General features: G+C 71.9%; 12 protein-coding genes and 2 pseudogenes. 9 read left to right on the top strand and 5 right to left on the bottom strand.

Annotated elements, in window-relative coordinates:
• The first annotated feature begins 124 nt into the window (after window positions 1-124).
• The 4 genes and pseudogenes from KQY30_RS27945 to KQY30_RS27960 all read left to right on the top strand — a co-directional run bounded on the left by KQY30_RS27945 (window position 125) and on the right by KQY30_RS27960 (window position 7,794).
• Window positions 125-726: pseudogene (locus tag KQY30_RS27945) on the top strand (DUF1349 domain-containing protein).
• Window positions 727-976: 250 nt separating this feature from the next.
• The gene (locus KQY30_RS37220) at window positions 977-1,546 is read left to right on the top strand and encodes a CU044_2847 family protein (RefSeq protein ID WP_217309219.1); all 570 of its coding nucleotides are present in this window, start codon (window positions 977-979) and stop codon (window positions 1,544-1,546) included.
• Between the two features lie 17 nt (window positions 1,547-1,563).
• Entirely contained in the window at window positions 1,564-6,408 is a 4,845-nt protein-coding gene (locus KQY30_RS27955) for a hypothetical protein (RefSeq protein WP_217309220.1), read from the top strand.
• Window positions 6,409-6,519: 111 nt separating this feature from the next.
• Complete coding sequence (locus KQY30_RS27960; protein WP_217309221.1) at window positions 6,520-7,794, top strand: MFS transporter; 1,275 nt, start codon at window positions 6,520-6,522, stop codon at window positions 7,792-7,794.
• A gap of 21 nt (window positions 7,795-7,815) precedes the next feature.
• Here the strand turns inward: KQY30_RS27960 and KQY30_RS27965 are convergent, their stop codons facing one another.
• A complete protein-coding gene (locus KQY30_RS27965) occupies window positions 7,816-8,691 on the bottom strand; it encodes an alpha/beta fold hydrolase (protein ID WP_217309222.1) in 876 nt (291 codons plus the stop codon).
• An 80-nt stretch (window positions 8,692-8,771) separates the two neighbouring features.
• On the opposite strand from KQY30_RS27965, the gene KQY30_RS27970 reads away from it, so the two are divergent.
• The 4 genes from KQY30_RS27970 to KQY30_RS27985 all read left to right on the top strand — a co-directional run bounded on the left by KQY30_RS27970 (window position 8,772) and on the right by KQY30_RS27985 (window position 12,575).
• A complete protein-coding gene (locus KQY30_RS27970) occupies window positions 8,772-9,596 on the top strand; it encodes a TetR/AcrR family transcriptional regulator C-terminal domain-containing protein (protein ID WP_217309223.1) in 825 nt (274 codons plus the stop codon).
• 94 nt (window positions 9,597-9,690) lie between these two features.
• Window positions 9,691-10,431: a DsbA family oxidoreductase gene (locus tag KQY30_RS27975; protein WP_217309224.1), complete on the top strand. Its 741-nt coding sequence runs from the start codon at window positions 9,691-9,693 to the stop codon at window positions 10,429-10,431.
• A 69-nt stretch (window positions 10,432-10,500) separates the two neighbouring features.
• The gene (locus KQY30_RS27980; RefSeq protein ID WP_217309225.1) at window positions 10,501-11,547 is read left to right on the top strand and encodes an aminotransferase class V-fold PLP-dependent enzyme; all 1,047 of its coding nucleotides are present in this window, start codon (window positions 10,501-10,503) and stop codon (window positions 11,545-11,547) included.
• Window positions 11,548-11,654: 107 nt separating this feature from the next.
• A complete protein-coding gene (locus KQY30_RS27985) occupies window positions 11,655-12,575 on the top strand; it encodes an oxidoreductase (protein WP_217311365.1) in 921 nt (306 codons plus the stop codon).
• Between the two features lie 82 nt (window positions 12,576-12,657).
• Here KQY30_RS27985 and KQY30_RS27990 read toward each other — a convergent pair whose 3' ends face one another.
• Window positions 12,658-13,209: a MarR family winged helix-turn-helix transcriptional regulator gene (locus KQY30_RS27990; protein WP_217311366.1), complete on the bottom strand. Its 552-nt coding sequence runs from the start codon at window positions 13,207-13,209 to the stop codon at window positions 12,658-12,660.
• A 159-nt stretch (window positions 13,210-13,368) separates the two neighbouring features.
• Between KQY30_RS27990 and KQY30_RS27995 the strand changes: the two genes are divergently transcribed.
• Window positions 13,369-14,433 (top strand): alkene reductase, encoded by a 1,065-nt coding sequence (locus KQY30_RS27995; RefSeq protein ID WP_217309226.1) that lies wholly within the window; start codon window positions 13,369-13,371, stop codon window positions 14,431-14,433.
• A 166-nt stretch (window positions 14,434-14,599) separates the two neighbouring features.
• On the opposite strand, the gene thpD is transcribed toward KQY30_RS27995, so the two are convergent.
• The 3 genes and pseudogenes from thpD to KQY30_RS37505 form a co-directional block, all read right to left on the bottom strand.
• Window positions 14,600-15,511 (bottom strand): ectoine hydroxylase, encoded by a 912-nt coding sequence (gene thpD, locus KQY30_RS28000; RefSeq protein ID WP_217309227.1) that lies wholly within the window; start codon window positions 15,509-15,511, stop codon window positions 14,600-14,602.
• A gap of 2 nt (window positions 15,512-15,513) precedes the next feature.
• On the bottom strand, window positions 15,514-15,942 hold the full coding sequence (locus tag KQY30_RS28005) for an ectoine synthase (RefSeq protein WP_046508043.1): 429 nt from the start codon (window positions 15,940-15,942) through the stop codon (window positions 15,514-15,516).
• Window positions 15,943-16,012: 70 nt separating this feature from the next.
• A pseudogene (locus KQY30_RS37505) lies at window positions 16,013-16,231 on the bottom strand (aminotransferase class III-fold pyridoxal phosphate-dependent enzyme); the annotation flags it as partial.
• Between the last annotated feature and the right edge of the window lie 62 nt (window positions 16,232-16,293).

Below are 16,293 nucleotides of genomic sequence, written 5' to 3' on the forward strand. Positions count from 1 at the left end.
GGGGCTGTCGGCTCCGGTGCAACTGTCCGCTCCGGTGGAGCTGCCTGACCTGGTGGAGCCGCCCGCTGCGGTGGAGCTGCCTGCTCCGGTGGAGCTGCCCGACCTGGTGGAGCTGCCTGCTCCGGTGGAGCTGCCTGAACTGCCGTTTCCGCTGCGGGCGTTCGGTCCCGAGGGCGCGTGGGCGTATGAGGACGGCGCGCTCACCGGTCGGGCGGGCGCCCGCCAGGACCGTTTCGTACCCCCGTCGTCGGAGTCCCTGGAACCGGCCTCCGACGCGCCCGGCTTCTCGGCGTACCGGAGGGCGACTTCCAGCTTCTCGCCCGGGTGACGGTCGGCTTCGCCGCCGCCTTCGACGCGGGCGTGCTCTGCCTGGAGGTCGCCGAGCCGCAGTGGGCCAAACTCTGTCTGGAGCTGTCCCCCGAGCGCCCCACCATCTGCACGGTCGTCACCCGCGGCCACTCCGACGACGCCAACTCCTTCCAGGTGGCGGGCGACAGGTACTGGCTGCGGATCAGCCGTACGGGCAGGTCGTTCGCCTTCCGCGCCTCCCCGGACGGCGAGAACTGGACATTCGTCCGCGTGTTCACGTTGGGTACGGCGGCGGAGGCCGTGTCGGCGCGGGTCGGCTTTCTGGCGCAGTCGCCGAGGGGCGAGGGGTGTGCGGTGACGTTCGACGGGATCGCCTTCAGGCCGGAGGGACTTGAGGATCTGAGGGACGGAAGCTGAGGCGACGGGCGGGAGTTGGCGGCGCCCATCGGTTCCGGGGGTCGTCCCGCCGGTTCCGCGGGGCGTCCGGTCGGTTCCGGGGATGGTCCGGTACTGCCCGCCGTCGGCCGGGACTTCGGTCTGCCGGGCCATGACCGGGCGGGCACCGGACACCGGAAAAAGACACTATGTCCGGCGGCCTCGGGGCGCATGAGGGTGCGGGGGACGGGTATGAGTCCCGCCCAGGCGTACTCGTCCGAGGGGGGCGTTCATGGGGGACCTGGTGCGCATGCCGCTGGAAGGCGGCGGCTCCGTGCTCTTCGAGGCGGCGGCTTCGTCCGCGGCCCAGGGTCCGGTGAAGGTCGCGCGGCCCGCCGACGTGGTGCGTGATCTGCCGCGCTCGCTGCTGGCATCGCTCGCGCCGGTCCGGGAGACGGCCCGGTCGGTCCTCGACCAGTTGCGGCAGGCCGGTCCGGACGAGGTGGAGATCGAGTTCGGGGTGGACCTCTCCGCCGAGGCCGGGGCGGTCATCACCAAGACGCAGGGAGCGTTCCATCTGAAGGTCCGCGTCCTGTGGAGCGCGGGGTCGGACCTGGGCGCGGGCCCGGCTCCGGTGGCAGGCGGTGGTACGGAACGGGGCGTGGGGTCGGGCTTGGTGGCAGGCGGTGGTGCGGATCCGGGCGCGGGTGCGGATCCGGGTGTGGGTACGGGCCCGGGTGTGGGCCTTGGCTCCGATCCCGGCGCCGCTGCGGATCCGGGTGTCGGTCGTGGTCCGGATCCGGGGCCCGATCCTCGCCCGGGTGCGGCCGGCGGGCCCGGCCCGGTCGGCGGCAGCGGCTGAGGCCGGGAGAAACGGCTGTGACCCGGGCAGGGGACGCGGCGGGGCTCCCGGCCGCGACCGCGCGGATCCTCGGCACGGACGGGACGGTCGCGGGGAGCGGATTCCTGGTGGCGCCGGATCTGCTCCTCACCTGCGCGCATGTGATCGCCGCCGCCGGCGGCGGGCCGGACGGCGAGGTCGACGTGTCCTTCCCGCATCTGCCGGGGGCGCCCTCGCTTCCCGGGCGTGTCGAGGCCGCGTCCTGGCGGGACGCCGACACGCAGGACGTGGCGGCCGTCCGGCTGGCGGACGCGCCCACCGGTGCGCGGGTCCTGGAACTCGGCACCGCCGGGGGCACACAGGGCCACGCCGTGGTGTCGTTCGGGTTCCCCGCGGGCGGCCGTGACGGCGGTCATCCCGTGACGGCGGTGGCGGGCCGGCTCTTCCCGGCCGAACGGGCCGGAGTGCTGCTCCAGTTGTCCGGGGCGAACGGCGTGATGCCGGGTTTCAGCGGCGCTGCCGTCGTCGACGAGGTCACTGGTCTGGTCATCGGCATGCTGACGGAGATCACGGCACCGGACGAGCATCTGCGGGGCACCGACCTCGCCTTCGCGACCCCGACCTCCGTCCTGCGGGAGGCCGTACCCGGTCTGGCCGAGCAGGACCCGTGCCCGTACCGGGGCCTGGAGGCGTTCACCGCGGCCGACGCCGGCCTCTTCCACGGCCGCGGGGGTGTCGTGGAGCGTCTCCTCGGCGTGCTGCGGCGCCGCCGCCGCTTGCTGCTGCTGGGGCCCTCGGGCTCGGGCAAGTCCTCGCTGGCGCTGGCCGGGGTGGTGGCCCGGACGGCCGACGAGGGATGGCTGCCCGTCGTCGCCCGCCCCGGCCGCGATCTGGTGGCCGAGCTGGAGGCCGCCGGCCTGCCCGGAGTCGCCTCCGGGGGTATCGTGCCGGCGGTCCGGCGCCGGCTCGCCGAGGAGCCCGGGTACGACCGGGTCCTGCTCGTCGTCGACCAGTTCGAGGAGATCTTCGCGCGGCAGGACGATCCGCGGCGGCGCTCGGGGGAAGGCGACGGCACGGGGTCCGTGGACATCGGCGACGCGGGCGACGACCGTACGCCCACGCCTGACGGAGCCGCAGCCGACAGCGGGACGGCCGACAGCGGGGCGGCTGACGGCGAGGCGGCCGACGGCCGGGCCGCCGCTCCTGACGGTGCGGCAGTCGCAGACACCGGCAGCGCGAAGTCCGGCCGTGATGCCGTCCCTCGCGGCGCCGATGACAGCCGTACGACGACCCCCGGTGGTGCGGAGGGCAGCGGTACGCCCGCTTCCGTCGGCATGGGAGGCGACAGTACGGCGGACTCCGGCGGCGCGGACTCCTCGTACATCAGCAGCGCCGAGGCCGGGAGCGGGCCCGCTCCCCCTGGAGCCGGGGACGGACGTACGGGCGCCACCGCCGGTGGAGCCGACGGCGACGGCAGTGGCAGCGGAGATCGCAGCGGCAGCGGCAGTGGCCCCGACGCCTACGCCGCCCGCGTCCTCACGTACCTGCGCGAGGCCGTCGAGGCCCCCGAACTCGTGCGCGTGGTCGTGGTGATGCGTGACGACTTCTATCCCCGGCTGGCCGCGCGGGCACCCGAGCTGCTGGAGGTCATGCAGCCGGGCATGGTGCAGGTGCCCCCCACCCTCACCCCGGACGAGCTGCACACCATCATCACCCTGCCGGACGGGACCGTACGGGTACGCCTGGAGCGCGGGCTCGCCGACCGGATCGTCGCCGACCTGCCCCGGGCCGAGGCCACGGGGGACGCGGAGGCCGGCGCCGGAATCCCGGCGGAGGCGGCCGGCGGTGTCCCTGCCACCGTGCTGCCCCTGGTGGAGTTCACCCTCACCCTGCTGTGGCGCCGACGCGTGGACGGGCGCCTGACCCACGACGCGTACGACCGGATCGGCGGTGTGACCGGCTCCCTCGGCACCTGGTGCGACACCGCGGTCGCCGGTATCCCCGAGGAACACCGGGACATGGCCTGGCGGCTGCTCACGGCGCTGGTCCAGCCCGGGGACGAGGGGCACGGAGTCGCACCGGCCCGCCGCCAACTGACCGTGGCCGACCTCAAGGACCGGACGCTGGGCGAGCCGGACACGGACCCGGCGACCGCCGCGGCGCACGACCGGGCCTTCCATGAGGTCCTCGGAGTTCTGACCGGCCACCACATCGTGGTCACCCGCGACCCCGGGCGGCCCACCGCCGAACTCATCCACGACGCGCTGATCCGGGACTGGGCGGACCTGCGGGACGCGGTCCGCGCCGACCGGGACTTCCAGAACTGGCTGGACCGGACGGCCCGGCGCCAGCAGGGCTGGCAGGCCACCCGCCACCTCGGGGACCTGCTGACCGGTACGGACCTCGAAGCGGGCCTGTCGTGGTCCGGGCACCGGGGCATGCCCGCCGAGGTGGTCGCGTACCTGGAGGCGAGCCGCGCCCACGCCCAGGCCCTGGCCCGGCGCGGCCGGCGCGTCACCACCGTACTGGTCTGCCTGCTGGCCCTGGCCCTGGTGGCCGCCGGGATCGCCCTGTGGCAGCGGGAGAGCGCCCTGGCGTCCCAGCGGCTGTCCGAGTCGCGCGAACTGGCCGGATCCTCCACCCTGCTGCACGAACTCAACGGCGACCTCTCCGCCCTGCTCGCCATCCAGGCGTTCCGGACGTCGCCCACCATGGAGGCGAGCCAGAGCCTGTACACGGCGGCCGACCTGCCGATGCGGTTCCGGCTGACGGGACACGACCGCGGGGTGCGGGCCGCCGCCCTCAGCCCGGACGGGGCGCTCGCCGCCACCGGAGACCCGGCCGGGACCGTACGGATCTGGAACACCGCCGACGGCCGGACGCAGAAGCGGCTGCGCCTGGGCGGCGCGGTGAGCGGGCTGGCCTTCGCACCGGACGGCAGGACACTGCTCACCGCCGACACCTATGGCTGGGTGGCGCTCTGGGACGCCTCGACGGGCAAGCGGCGGCGCTCCGTCACCCCCGCGCCGCCGCCCTCCGACGGCGGTGTCGCGGACGATGGGATCGCAGACGGTGGTGTCGCGGATGGCGGTGGCGTGGACGGCGGGTCCGTGGACGGCGGTGTCGCGGACGGCGGGAGCACCACGGTCGGCGAGGTCGTGTTCAGCGCGGACGGCAGTCGCTTCGCCCTGTCCGGCCCCGACGGCGGGACCCGTGTGTTCGACACCGCGCGCGGCACGCTCCTGCGCACCCTGGACCGCGGGCCCGCGGCCAGTGACTCCGGTCTCGCGCTCAGCGAGGAAGGCGGGTTCGCGCTCTACCCCAACAGCCTCTCCCTCAGCCGGGACGGGCAGGTCCTCGCGGCCGCCCTCGACGACGGCACGGTGTGCGTCTGGCGGGTGTCCGACGGGGCCGAACTGACGCGGCTCGCCGACGCCGACGCCGTGGACACGGTGGCGCTGAGTCCCGACGGAAGGCTGTTCGTGACGGGCAGTCCGAACGGTCCTCTGCAACTGCGCGACGCACACGGCGGGCGGATCGTGCGCGACCTGCGGAGCCATCAGGACGAAGTGGGGGCTGCCGCCTTCAGCCCCGACGGGCGACTGCTGGCCACCGGCGACAACTCCGGACTGCTGCACGTGTGGGAGGTGGCGACCGGCCGGGTCGTGCACACGCTGTGGGGCCACGACGCCTGGATCAGCGCCATCGCCTTCGACGCCGACGGCTCGCAGTTGCTGACCGGGGATCAGTTAGGTCTCTTCTTCCGGGGCGATCTGGCCCATGTGGCGATCGACGACCTGGCGGGCCTGGCGAGGCTGTGGCAGCTCACACCGCCGGAACCCGTCCGGATACGCACCGGCGGCCAGGTCTCCGCGATCGCGCTGCGGCCCGGCGGCCATGAGACGGCCGTCGGCGAGTTCTCCGGCACCGTACGGATCTGGCGTACGGACGTGCCGGGCGGGGGCCGGCCGCGCACTCTCGTCCCGCGCGGTCCCGAGGTCAAGTGGCTGGCCTGGAGCCCGGACGGCTCCGTCCTGGCGGTCAGTACTTCCGCGGGGGTGGCGCTGTACCCCGCGGACGCGGACGCGCCCTCCGTCCGTCCGGTCCGCCCCCAGGGGCGGGTGCGCCCGGTCTTCCCCGTCGTCTTCAGCCCCGACTCCAGGACAGTCGCCGCCGTGGACTCCGGGGCGGGTGTACGCCTGTGGGACACCCGCACCGGACAGGTGCGGTTCAGTTATGCCGGTACAACAGCCGAGATGCCCTTGGCGTTCAGCGCCGACGGCAGGCTGCTCCTGCTGGGTGGCGAGCGGTCGGAGCTGAGGGACACAGTGACCGGCCGGGTCCACCGCCGGCTCGACGACACCGCCATCAGCGGGGCGTTCAGCCCGGACGGACGGACCGTGGCAACCAGCGGTGAGGACAGCATCAGCCTCTGGGACGCCGACTCGGGACGGCTGCTGCGGCGGCTGGACTACGACCAGGGCACATTGGAGATGGCGTTCTCCCCCGACGGGGGCGCGCTGGCCGTCGTCGGCTCGGGCGGCATCGGGCTGTGGGACACGGCCACGGGTCTCCTCCTCAAGACGTACCGCTTCAGCGCGAGTCCCGGCTCCGCCACCCTGCTGCGGAACGGCGCCGTGGCGGCGGCCGACGGTCCCGACGGAGTGGTGGAGATACGCGACTATCTGCTGGCCGGGCCGCAGGAGGTCATCGCCGGCCTGTGCCGGAAGGTGGGCCGGGACCTCACACCCGAGGAATGGGAGGGCTTCGCGCCCGCGCAGCAGCCGCGGCAGGTGTGCCCCTTCCCGCAGCCCGACCTGGCACCGGACCCGCGCGTCAGCCAACTGCTGGACAACATGGACAAACAGTTCGGCGACAGCTAGAGGGTGTCTCGCCGATCTTGCCGGGCACGCGGGGCCCGGCACGCACGCTCGCGGTACCGGGGCACCTGAGCCCCGGCGAGAACCACAGGACACGCCCTAAGGTGGCTCGCTGTGACAGCAGCCTCCGCGGCCCCGCCGCTCCTCCGTGACCGGCGGTTTCTCCTTCTTGTCTCCGCGCGCACCATCTCGGTGCTGGGCAATGGATTCGCCCGTGTGGCGCTGGCGTTCGCGGTGCTCGCGCTGCCCGGCGCGGGGCCCGGGAAGCTGTCGTTGGTGCTCGCCTGTCAGGCGCTGCCGCAACTCCTGTTCGTACTCGTCGGCGGTGTGATCGCCGACCGGATGTCCCGCTCCCGGCTGATGGTGCTCTCCGACGTGGTCGGCGCGGCGGCGTACGGGGGACTGGCCGCGATGGTGCTCACCGGCCACGCGCCCCTGTGGGCCATGTGCGTACTGGCGGTGCTGGCGGGGACGGCCACGGCGCTCTTCCTGCCGGCCATGGAGGGCGTCGTACCGCTCATCGTGCCCAAGAGCCTGCTCCAGCGGGCGAACGGGATGCTGCGGGTCGGCACGAACAGCGCGATGCTGCTCGGTCTCGCGCTGTCGGGAGTGACCGTCGCGCTGGTCGGAGCGGGCTGGGCGCTGGCCCTGAACGCCGGTTCCTTCGCGCTCAGCGCCCTGCTCGTCAACGGCCTGCGGCTCACCACCTCGCCCCGCGCCGTCTCGTCCGGCTGGGCGGATCTGCGGGACGGCTGGTACGAGTTCTCCTCGCGGCAGTGGCTGTGGGCGGTGGTCGCCCAGTACGCGGTCGTCGTCGCCGCGCTCCAGGCCACGGTCGGGGTCCTGGGCCCGCTGATGGCGGACGACCGGCTGGGCGGGGCGCGGGCCTGGTCGCTGATCGTCGCGGCGCAGGCGCTGGGGATGATCGCGGGCGCGGGAATCGCGAGCCGTGTGCGGGTACGGCGGCCGATCCTGGTCGCGGTACTGGCGACGTTTCCGGCCGCGGTCCCGATGATCCTGCTCGCCGGGGAGGCACCGGTCTGGCTGATCGCGGTGGCCATGTTCTGCTCGGGCATCGCCAACGACATCTTCGGGGTGCTGTGGTCCACGACCCTTCAGCACGAGGTCCCGGAGGAGGCGCTGTCCCGGGTCAGCTCGTACGACCTCTTCGGATCGCTGGCCTTCGCCCCGCTGGGGCTGCTGGTCGCGGGGCCGATCGCCGCGGAGACCGGCACGGGCCCGGCCCTGGCGGGTTGCGCGGCCCTGGTGGTCCTGGCCACGGCCGCGACCCTGCTCGCCCCACGGGTCCGCTCGCTCCGCTCCCCGGAGTACTCCACGACACTCCCGGCGCCCCCTGTTCCCGGACCCCGCCCGCCGGTGAGCAAGTGACGGAACACGGGCGGGTCGTGGCTACGAATCCAGCCGCGAGGCCAACCAGGGCTTCAGCACGGGCAGTACGTTCGCGGGCTGCATGGCCTGCGTATGGTCGAGCCCGTCCAGAACCCGCACATCCCATCCGGCGGTTTCCAGTTCGCTGCGCCCGCTGATGACCGCGTCCGCGATGCGTACGGTCATACCGCCCCAGCTCTCGCCGTACGGGATCTCGTCCGCCGACCCGGCGAAACACAGGCGGGGGCAGGTGATCCGCGGCTGTGCGGCCCGGTCGTCGAAGCTCTGGAGCGCCTCGTAGAGCGTGACGAATTGCCGGGTCTGAGGCTCCGTCATCGACACCTCCACGGCCGACCAGTCGTAGTCCTCCACGGAGTCGCCAGGTGACTGCTCGGAGTACGGGGGTGTGCTCCGGGCCGGGTCCGACGTCCGGTGAGCGGCCATCTCATGCGTGGCCATGGTGACCCGGAGCATCTCGGCGTACGGGCCACCGATGGACGGAAAGCCGCCCATGACGAGCGCCGAGAGACGATCGGTACGGATCGCGAGCTGGAGCCCGCTCAGGGCCAGCCATGAGTAGCCGTAGTACGCGAAACGGCCGGCGCCCGCGGCGTCGGCGACCGCCAGCAGATCGGCGGCGACATTGCCGGGGGTCAGCGTGTCCGGCTTGGGCGTCTCCATGACATGGCCCTCGTAGTCGAACGCGACCACGCGGAACCTGTCGCTCAGGCCCTCGATCAGGGACCGGCCCAGCGCCGGGTCCACGCCCCATCGCCGCAGCTCATCGGCCTTCGCGCCGGTGGCCGGTCGCGGGTCGACCGGGAGCAGCAGGGTTGGTCCCGTGCCATGGATCTCCAGTTCGATGTGGCTTCCGTCGTGCAGTTCCGCTTCGGTCATCGCTCTCTCCGGGATGGTTTCCGTAGGCTGTAAGGAGATCGGGCGAGTTCACAATACCGTACGGCGTAAGGAATTAATTCGTGAGCATCATCGCAGGTCAGGGAGATGTAGCCGTATCCATGGCCCTGCTGTGGGCCGAACCGGGAGAGCGGGGCCGACGGACGGCTCCCGGCCCCAAGCCGGCGCTGAGCGTCGACGCCATCGTGGAAGCGGCGATCGCGGTGGCCGACGCGGACACCATGGCGGGGCTGTCGATGCGCACGGTGGCCGAGCGGCTGGGGCGCTCCTCCATGGCCCTCTACACCTATGTCCCCGGCAAGGCGGAACTCCTCGACCTGATGTACGACCGCGTCCACGCCGAGCTGTCCACCGGTCACCACCCGGGCGAAGGCTGGCGGACGGCGGTGGAGTCCTGGGCCGGGGATCTCAGAGCCTTCTATCTGCGGCACCCCTGGGTACTCCAGGTCTCCTACGCCCGCCCGGTCCTGGGCCCGCACGAGCAGGCCGTCCTGGAAGCGCTGGCGGCCATGCTGTACGAAACGGCCCTGCCGGCCAGGATCCTGCGGGCCGTCGTCAGCTCCCTGTTCCACTTCGTACGGGGCTCCGCCCAGACAACCGCCGAGTCCCGCCAGGCGGCATCGGTCACGGGCGTGTCCGACCACGACTGGTGGACCGCCCGCTCAGCCCTCCTCAATGAGGTCGCCCCGGACTTCGCGGACCGTTTCCCCCTGTCGGTACGCCTGGCCAGGGAAAGCGCCGTCCCGCCCGAGGGCGAGCCCGCCCCGTCCTGGGACCACCAGATCGACGACACCTTCACGGTCGGTCTGAAGGTCCTCCTGGACGGAGTGGAGGCAAGCGCGGACGGAGTGGAAGCGCGCACGGCCACCGCCCGTGAAGGCGGATGAGTCTCCCGCCCGGCTTCCGGGCCGGGGGTGAGGCAGGTGGAGGGGGCCTCCGTATGATGGGGGGCCGGTGTGCCGGAACGGAGGGAGCGGGACTGTGCGGGTGGAGATCTGGGGGGACATTGCGTGTCCCTGGTGTTATATCGGGAAGGCCCGGTTCGAGAAGGGGCTGGCGTCTTTCGCCCATCGGGACGAGGTCGAGGTGGTGTACCGCTCGTTCGAGCTGGATCCCGGGCGGGCCAAGGGGGACACCGGGCTGGTGACGGATCTGCTCGCGAAGAAGTTCGGGCGGACCCGTGAGGAGGCGCTCGCGATGGAGGAGCACGTGGCCTCCAACGCCCGGTCCGAGGGGCTCGGTTATGTGATCGAGGGGCGGGACTACGGCAGCACCTTCGACATCCACCGGCTGCTCCATCTCGCCAAGGCCCGCGGCCGCCACGACGAGCTGCTCGACCTCGCCTACCGCGCGAACTTCGCCGAGGAGCGTTCCGTCTTCGACGACGAGACCCTGATCTCCCTGGCGGTCGACGCCGGCCTGGAGGAGGCCGAGGCCCGTGCGGTCCTCGCCGACCCCGACGCGTACGCCGCGGATGTACGGGCCGACGAGCGCGAGGCCGCCGCGCTGGGGGCGAGCGGGGTGCCGTTCTTCGTACTCGACCGGCGGTACGGGGTGTCCGGCGGGCAGCCGGCCGAGCTGTTCACCCAGGCGCTGGAGCAGGCATGGGAGAGCCGCGTGCTCACACCGCTCGCGCCCGCCGTCCGTAACGAGTCGGAGAGCGGCGCGGTCTGCGACACCGACGGTTCCTGCGAGATTCCGCAGGCCGGAGCCCATTCATAAGCATTGCTTGGATACGCCCATCAGAATTGCGCAATTGACTACGAGGTGGCCGGGTTCCAGGGTGGGTTCATGGACACCCTGGGAGGCGCCGAGTTCGCGCCGGAGATCACTTATCTCAACACCGCGAACTGCGGTCTGCTGCCCCGGAGGACCATCGCCGCCGTACGGGCGCTGGCCGAGCTGAACGGGACCGGGCGGGGGCAGGGCTCGGGGAGCTTCGAGACCGTCGACGCCGCCCGTGCCTCCTTCGCCCGGCTCACCGGAGTGCCCGCCGAGCGGGTCGCCGTGGGCAGCGCGGTCGCGGTCCATGTCGGGCTGGTGTCGGCCTCGCTGCCGACCGGCGCCGAAGTCCTCTTCCCCGAGGGGGACTTCAGCTCGGTGATCAACCCCTTCGCCGTCCGCGGCGACCTCAAGCTGCGGTACGCGCCGCTGGAGGACCTCGCGGAGGCGGTACGGCCGGGCACCGCGCTAGTCGCGTTCTCCTCGGTGCAGTCGGCGGACGGCAGGACCGCCGATCTGGCCGCGGTACGGGCTGCCGCCGCCGCGCACGGCGCCCGTACGCTCGTCGACACCACGCAGTCGGCCGGCTGGCTGGCGGTCGATCCGGGGGCGTACGACTACACCGTCACCGGCGGCTTCAAGTTCCTGGTCTGCCCGCGCGGTACGTCCTTCCTCACTGTGCGCGAGGAGGTCCAGGACTCGCTCGTACCGCTGCACGCGGGCTGGATCTCGGGCGGGGACATCTGGGCCAGTACATACGGTCCGGTCGAGCGACTGGCCGACTCCGCACGCCGCTTCGACGAGCCGGTGTCCTTCCTCTCGTACCACGGCGCCGCCGAGTCGCTCGCGCTGATGGAGGAGATCGGAACGGACGCGGTCCACGCGCACAACACCGCCCTCGCCGCCCGTTTCCGCGAAGGCCTGACCGCCCTCGGACACGAACCGGTCCCCGGCAACTCGCCGATCGTCTCCGTACCGGGCCTGACACACCGCCACCCCGACCTGGAACGCGCGGAGGTGGCCGTCTCACTCCGCGCGGGCTATCTGCGAGCCGCGTTCCACCTGTACAACACCACGGCGGACGTGGACCGGGCACTGGATGTGCTGGCGGGCTAGTCAGGGCATAGGGCAACGCCCGCTACCGGGCGCGGATCCCGGTGGAACGGGCCATCAACACGTTGAAGCAGTTCACAGCGGTCGATCGAATGGAGCTGATGGAAGAGATGACGCCGCGCACGGTCTCCGCGACAGCCGCCGGCACATGGCTGCTCGGTGACCGCACGGTCAACCGCGTCGGATTCGGCGCCATGCGCCTGACCGGCAGCGCCGCCTTCCACCAGGGCACCCCCAGCGACCGCGGCCGGGCGATCGACGTACTGCGCCGCGCGGTCGAACTCGGTGTCAACCACATCGACACCGCGGCCTTCTACTTCTCCCGGCTGCGCTCCGCCAACGAACTGATCAACTCGGCGCTGGCACCGTATCCGGATGATCTCGTCATCGCCACGAAGGTCGGCCCGGCCAGGGACACCGACGGCGAATGGGCCACCCCGGCACGGCCCGTCCAACTGCGCGGCCAGGTCGAGGAGAATCTGCGTCAGCTCGGCCGCGACCACCTCGACCTGGTCAACCTGCGCCTCATGGGCCAGGAATCCATCAGCGAACATTTCGGGGCTCTCGCCGAGCTGCGCGACGCCGGGCTCATCCGTCACCTCGGTATCTCCGGCGCCCGCCCGGAACACCTGGCCCAGGCCCAGGAGATCGCACCGGTGGTGTGCGTCCAGAACCGCTATGGCATCGACACGCCCGGCGGGGACGAGATGCTCCGGGCATGCGCGGCACACGGCATCGCGTTCGTACCCTTCTTCGCCATCGCGGGGCACGGACGCGAGGCCGGAGCCGTCCGGGACGAACACGACCAGATCGACACCGTGGCCCGCGCACATGGCGTCTCCGCCGCCCAGGTCCGTCTGGCCTGGACCCTGCGGCAAGGCGCCCACGTACTGGCCATCCCCGGCACGGGCAACCCGCAACACCTCGTCGACAACGTCGCGGCCGGCGCACTGCGCCTCACAGCCGAAGAACTCCGGCTACTCGATTCGACTGTCCGGTCCCGCACCCCGCACGGAGCCGGACAGGCTTGATCCCCTCGGCCGGCATCGGGCGGCGAGGATCAGCCCGGTCGGCGATTGAGGGCGCGGCGGCCCGGGCCCGTGGGCGACATCGCTACGTGCCGTCCCGGAGGAGGCGTCCCTCCGTCCGGCGTTCCGGGCAGGCCTCCGTCTCCTTGCACAGGTTTTCCTCGACCTTGGCGAGCAGCCGCGCCAGTTCCGTGCGCTCCGTGTCGTCCAGGCCCGCGAGCGTGTGGTCCTCCAGGTCCGTCCAGGCGTCCCCGACCTCCCAGCGCAGTGCGCAGCTCTCCCGGGTCGCCTCGACCAGTACCGCGCGGCGGTCCTCGGGGTCGGCCGAGCGCTTCACATAGCCCGCGTGGTCCAGGCGCTGGAGCATCTTGGTGACGGTGGAGGGGTCGAGGTCCATCGACTTGATCAGCTCGGACTGGCGGACCGGACCGGCGGTCCAGAGGCGCATCATCAGGAGTTCCTGGCCCGGGTACAGGCCCGTGCGCCGCAGCAGCTTGCCCGCCGCGATGCGGTGCAGCCGGGCGACGCGGGACAGGGCGTGGCTGATCTGCCCGCCGCACGCGGCGCCGGACACGTCGCTCGTACAGGCAGGGTCGTCCGTACGGTCGTCCGCGCCGTCCGACGTACGGTCCGGCATGCGGGCCGAGGTCACGAGGTCAGCTCCTGCGTCATGGGAACGAGTTTAGCTTGGCCGGCCAAGGAATGAGCTAGAGTCGTCCACTGTTGAATGCTTGGCCGACCACATATCCGGTCGGTCACGCCCGTTGTGCCGTCATTTACCGCTCTGGGAGCCCCCATGACCACCGCGTTCGACCCGATCGACCTCTCGGGCACGCAGCTCGCCAACCGCATCGCCATGGCCCCGATGACCCGCAGTCGTGCGTTCGGCCCGGGCCACTCGGCCACCGATTCGATGGTGACGTACTACGCACAGCGCGCCTCGGCCGGTCTGATCATCACCGAGGGGACCCAGCCGTCGGTGGTGGGCCAGGGATACCCGGACACCCCGGGGCTGCACAGCGCCGAGCAGGTCGCGGCCTGGCGCAAGGTCACCGACGCCGTCCACGCCAAGGGCGGTGTCATCTTCGCCCAGCTCATGCACGCCGGCCGGATCGGTCACCCGGACCTGCTGCCCGACGGTCTGGTGCCGGTGAGCGCCTCCGCCGTCGCCGCGCAGGGGCAGGTCTACATGCACGACGGCCCGAAGGACTTCGTCACCCCGCACGAGCTGACCTCCGACGAAGTACGCCAGACCGTCGCGGACTTCGCCTCGGCGGCCCGCAACGCGATAGACGCCGGCTTCGACGGTGTCGAGCTGCACGGCGCCAACGGCTATCTGATCCACCAGTTCCTGGCGCCCGGCTCCAACCTGCGCACCGACGAGTGGGGCGGCTCCGAGGAGGGCCGTATCCGCTTCGCGGTCGAGGTGACCCGCGCGGTGGCCGACGAGATCGGCGCCTCGCGCACGGCGATCCGCATCTCGCCCGGAAACACGTACAACAGCATCGTGGAGCCCGAGCCGGACGCCGCCTACACGGCGCTGGTGAAGGAGCTCGAACCCCTCGGGCTCGCGTATCTGCACCTGATCGAGAACAACCGCGAGCTGACGACCGCCCTGCGCAAGCTGTTCTCGGGGACGCTCGTCCTCAACGTCGCGACCGAGGGCTTCACCACCGCCGACGAGCTGAAGCTGATCGAGGACGGTACGGCCGACCTGATCTCCTTCGGCGCGCTCTTCCTCGCCAACCCGGACCTGCCGGCGCGGCTGAAGGCCGGCGGCCCGTACAACACCCCTGAGATGGCGTCCTTCTTCGGGGGCACCGACAAGGGGTACATCGACTACCCGTCCCTGGAGGGCTGACACAACGCCTCGGGTGGGCCGGGCAGTCGAGGCCCGGCCCACCCAAGGGCGTCTCCAGCGCGCCGCCGTATCAGCGAACCGCCGCACTGGCGAGCCGCTGCATCGGCGAACCGCCTCATCGGCGAACCGCCTCATCGGCGAACCGCCTCATCGGCGAACCGCCGTATCAGCGCACCGGTGTGAAGTCCCGTGCCCCGATGAACTCCGGCCGCGGCGAAGGCGCCGCGAACGGCTCCACCGCCGCGTTCTCCACGCTGTTGAACACGATGAAGACATTGCTGCGCGGGTACGGCGTGATGTTGTCGCCCGAACCGTGCATGCAGTTGCAGTCGAACCAGGTCGCCGAACCGGCCCTGCCCGTGAAGAGCCTGATCCCGTGCCGGTCCGCCATCCGCGTCAGCGCCCCGTGCGACGGCGTGCCTGCGTCCTGCATTTTGAGCGACCGCTTGTAGTTGTCGCGCGGAGTCTCGCCCGCGCAGCCCAGGAACGACTGATGCGAGCCGGGCATGATCATCAGCCCGCCGTTGGTGTCGTAGTTCTCGGTCAGCGCGATCGAGACCGACACGGTCCGCATACGCGGCAGACCGTCCTCCGCGTGCCAGGTCTCGAAGTCCGAGTGCCAGTAGAAGCCCGACGCGCCGAAGCCCGGCTTCACATTGATCCGCGACTGGTGGACATAGACCTCCGAGCCCAGGATCTGGCGTGCCCTGCCCGCCACCCGCTCGTCGCGCACGAGCCCGGCGAAGATCTCGCTGATGCGGTGGACCTCGAAGACCGACCGTACGTCCTGGGACTTGGGCTCGATGATCGAGCGCTCGTCGGCCCGGAGCCCCGGGTCGGAGATCAGCCGGTCCAGTTCGGCGCGGTAGAGCGCCACCTCGTCCGGGCCGATCAGCTCGTCCACGGTGAGGAAGCCGTCCCGCTCCAAGCCGCGCAGATCCGCCGGGGAGACGGGGCCCGCGTCGCCGGGCGCGGACCAGACGACGGGGTCCTGGCGCGGGGTGGTCACCTCGCGGGGGCCACGGGTCGGGTAGAGGTCGGTCCGTTCGGTTTCCGTTCGTACGGGGGTCGTGGTCATCGTCAGACCTCCTCCGAGGGCTCTGCCGGGTGCGCGGCCGGCTCGGTCAGCAGCGGGTAGACGCCGTTCTCGTCGTGGTCCTCGCGCCCGGTCACGGGCGGGTTGAAGACACAGACACAGCGGAAGTCGGTCTTGGGACGGAGGGTGTGGCGCTCGTGCCCGTCCAGCAGATACATCGTGCCGGGCCGGATCCAGTGCGTCTCACCGGTCTCGTCGTTGGTGAGTTCGGCCTCGCCCGCCACACAGAGCACGGCCTCGATGTGATGGGCGTACCACATCGAAGTCTCCGTGCCCGCGTACAGCACGGTCTCGTGGAGGGAGAAGCCGACGTTCTCCTTGGCGAGCACGATGCGCTTGCTCTCCCAGGTGCCCGAGGCCGACTTCACATGGCGGTCGGTGTTCTCGATGTCCTTGAACGATCGGACGATCACGGTCTGTCGCTGCCTTTCTGTGCGTGTATCTGTGCGCGTACGTGGGGTGTGGCCCGGCGGGTACGGCATGTCAGGCGGTCTCCAGGACCGCGCGGGACAGCGTGCGCAGGCCCTCGTCCAGCTCTTCGGGAGTGATGGTGAGCGGCGGCAGCAGCTTCACCACCTCGCCGACCGGGCCCGACGTCTCCAGCAGCAGCCCCAGCTCGAACGCCCGGGCGCAGACGGCGGACGCCCGGTCCTTGTCGGCGAACTCCAGGCCCCACACCAGGCCCCGGCCCCGGAATTCGGCGCCCGTACCCGGGTCCGTGCCGCTGTTCGTACGGCCGGCACCGCTCGTACCGCTGCCGTTGC

Origin of the sequence: Streptomyces sp. GMY02, from assembly GCF_019056675.1 — a bacterium.
GTDB classification, from domain to species: Bacteria; Actinomycetota; Actinomycetes; order Streptomycetales; family Streptomycetaceae; genus Streptomyces; species Streptomyces odonnellii.

Coding starts and splice junctions, on each gene's coding strand:
- KQY30_RS37220 (WP_217309219.1), top strand. CDS start 977: ATGGGGGACCTGGTGCGCATGCCGCTGGAAGGCGGCGGCTCCGTGCTC.
- KQY30_RS27965 (WP_217309222.1), bottom strand. CDS start 8,691: ATGACCGAAGCGGAACTGCACGACGGAAGCCACATCGAACTGGAGATC.
- KQY30_RS27980 (WP_217309225.1), top strand. CDS start 10,501: ATGGACACCCTGGGAGGCGCCGAGTTCGCGCCGGAGATCACTTATCTC.
- KQY30_RS27985 (WP_217311365.1), top strand. CDS start 11,655: ATGACGCCGCGCACGGTCTCCGCGACAGCCGCCGGCACATGGCTGCTC.
- KQY30_RS27990 (WP_217311366.1), bottom strand. CDS start 13,209: ATGCCGGACCGTACGTCGGACGGCGCGGACGACCGTACGGACGACCCT.
- KQY30_RS27995 (WP_217309226.1), top strand. CDS start 13,369: ATGACCACCGCGTTCGACCCGATCGACCTCTCGGGCACGCAGCTCGCC.
- thpD (WP_217309227.1), bottom strand. CDS start 15,511: ATGACCACGACCCCCGTACGAACGGAAACCGAACGGACCGACCTCTAC.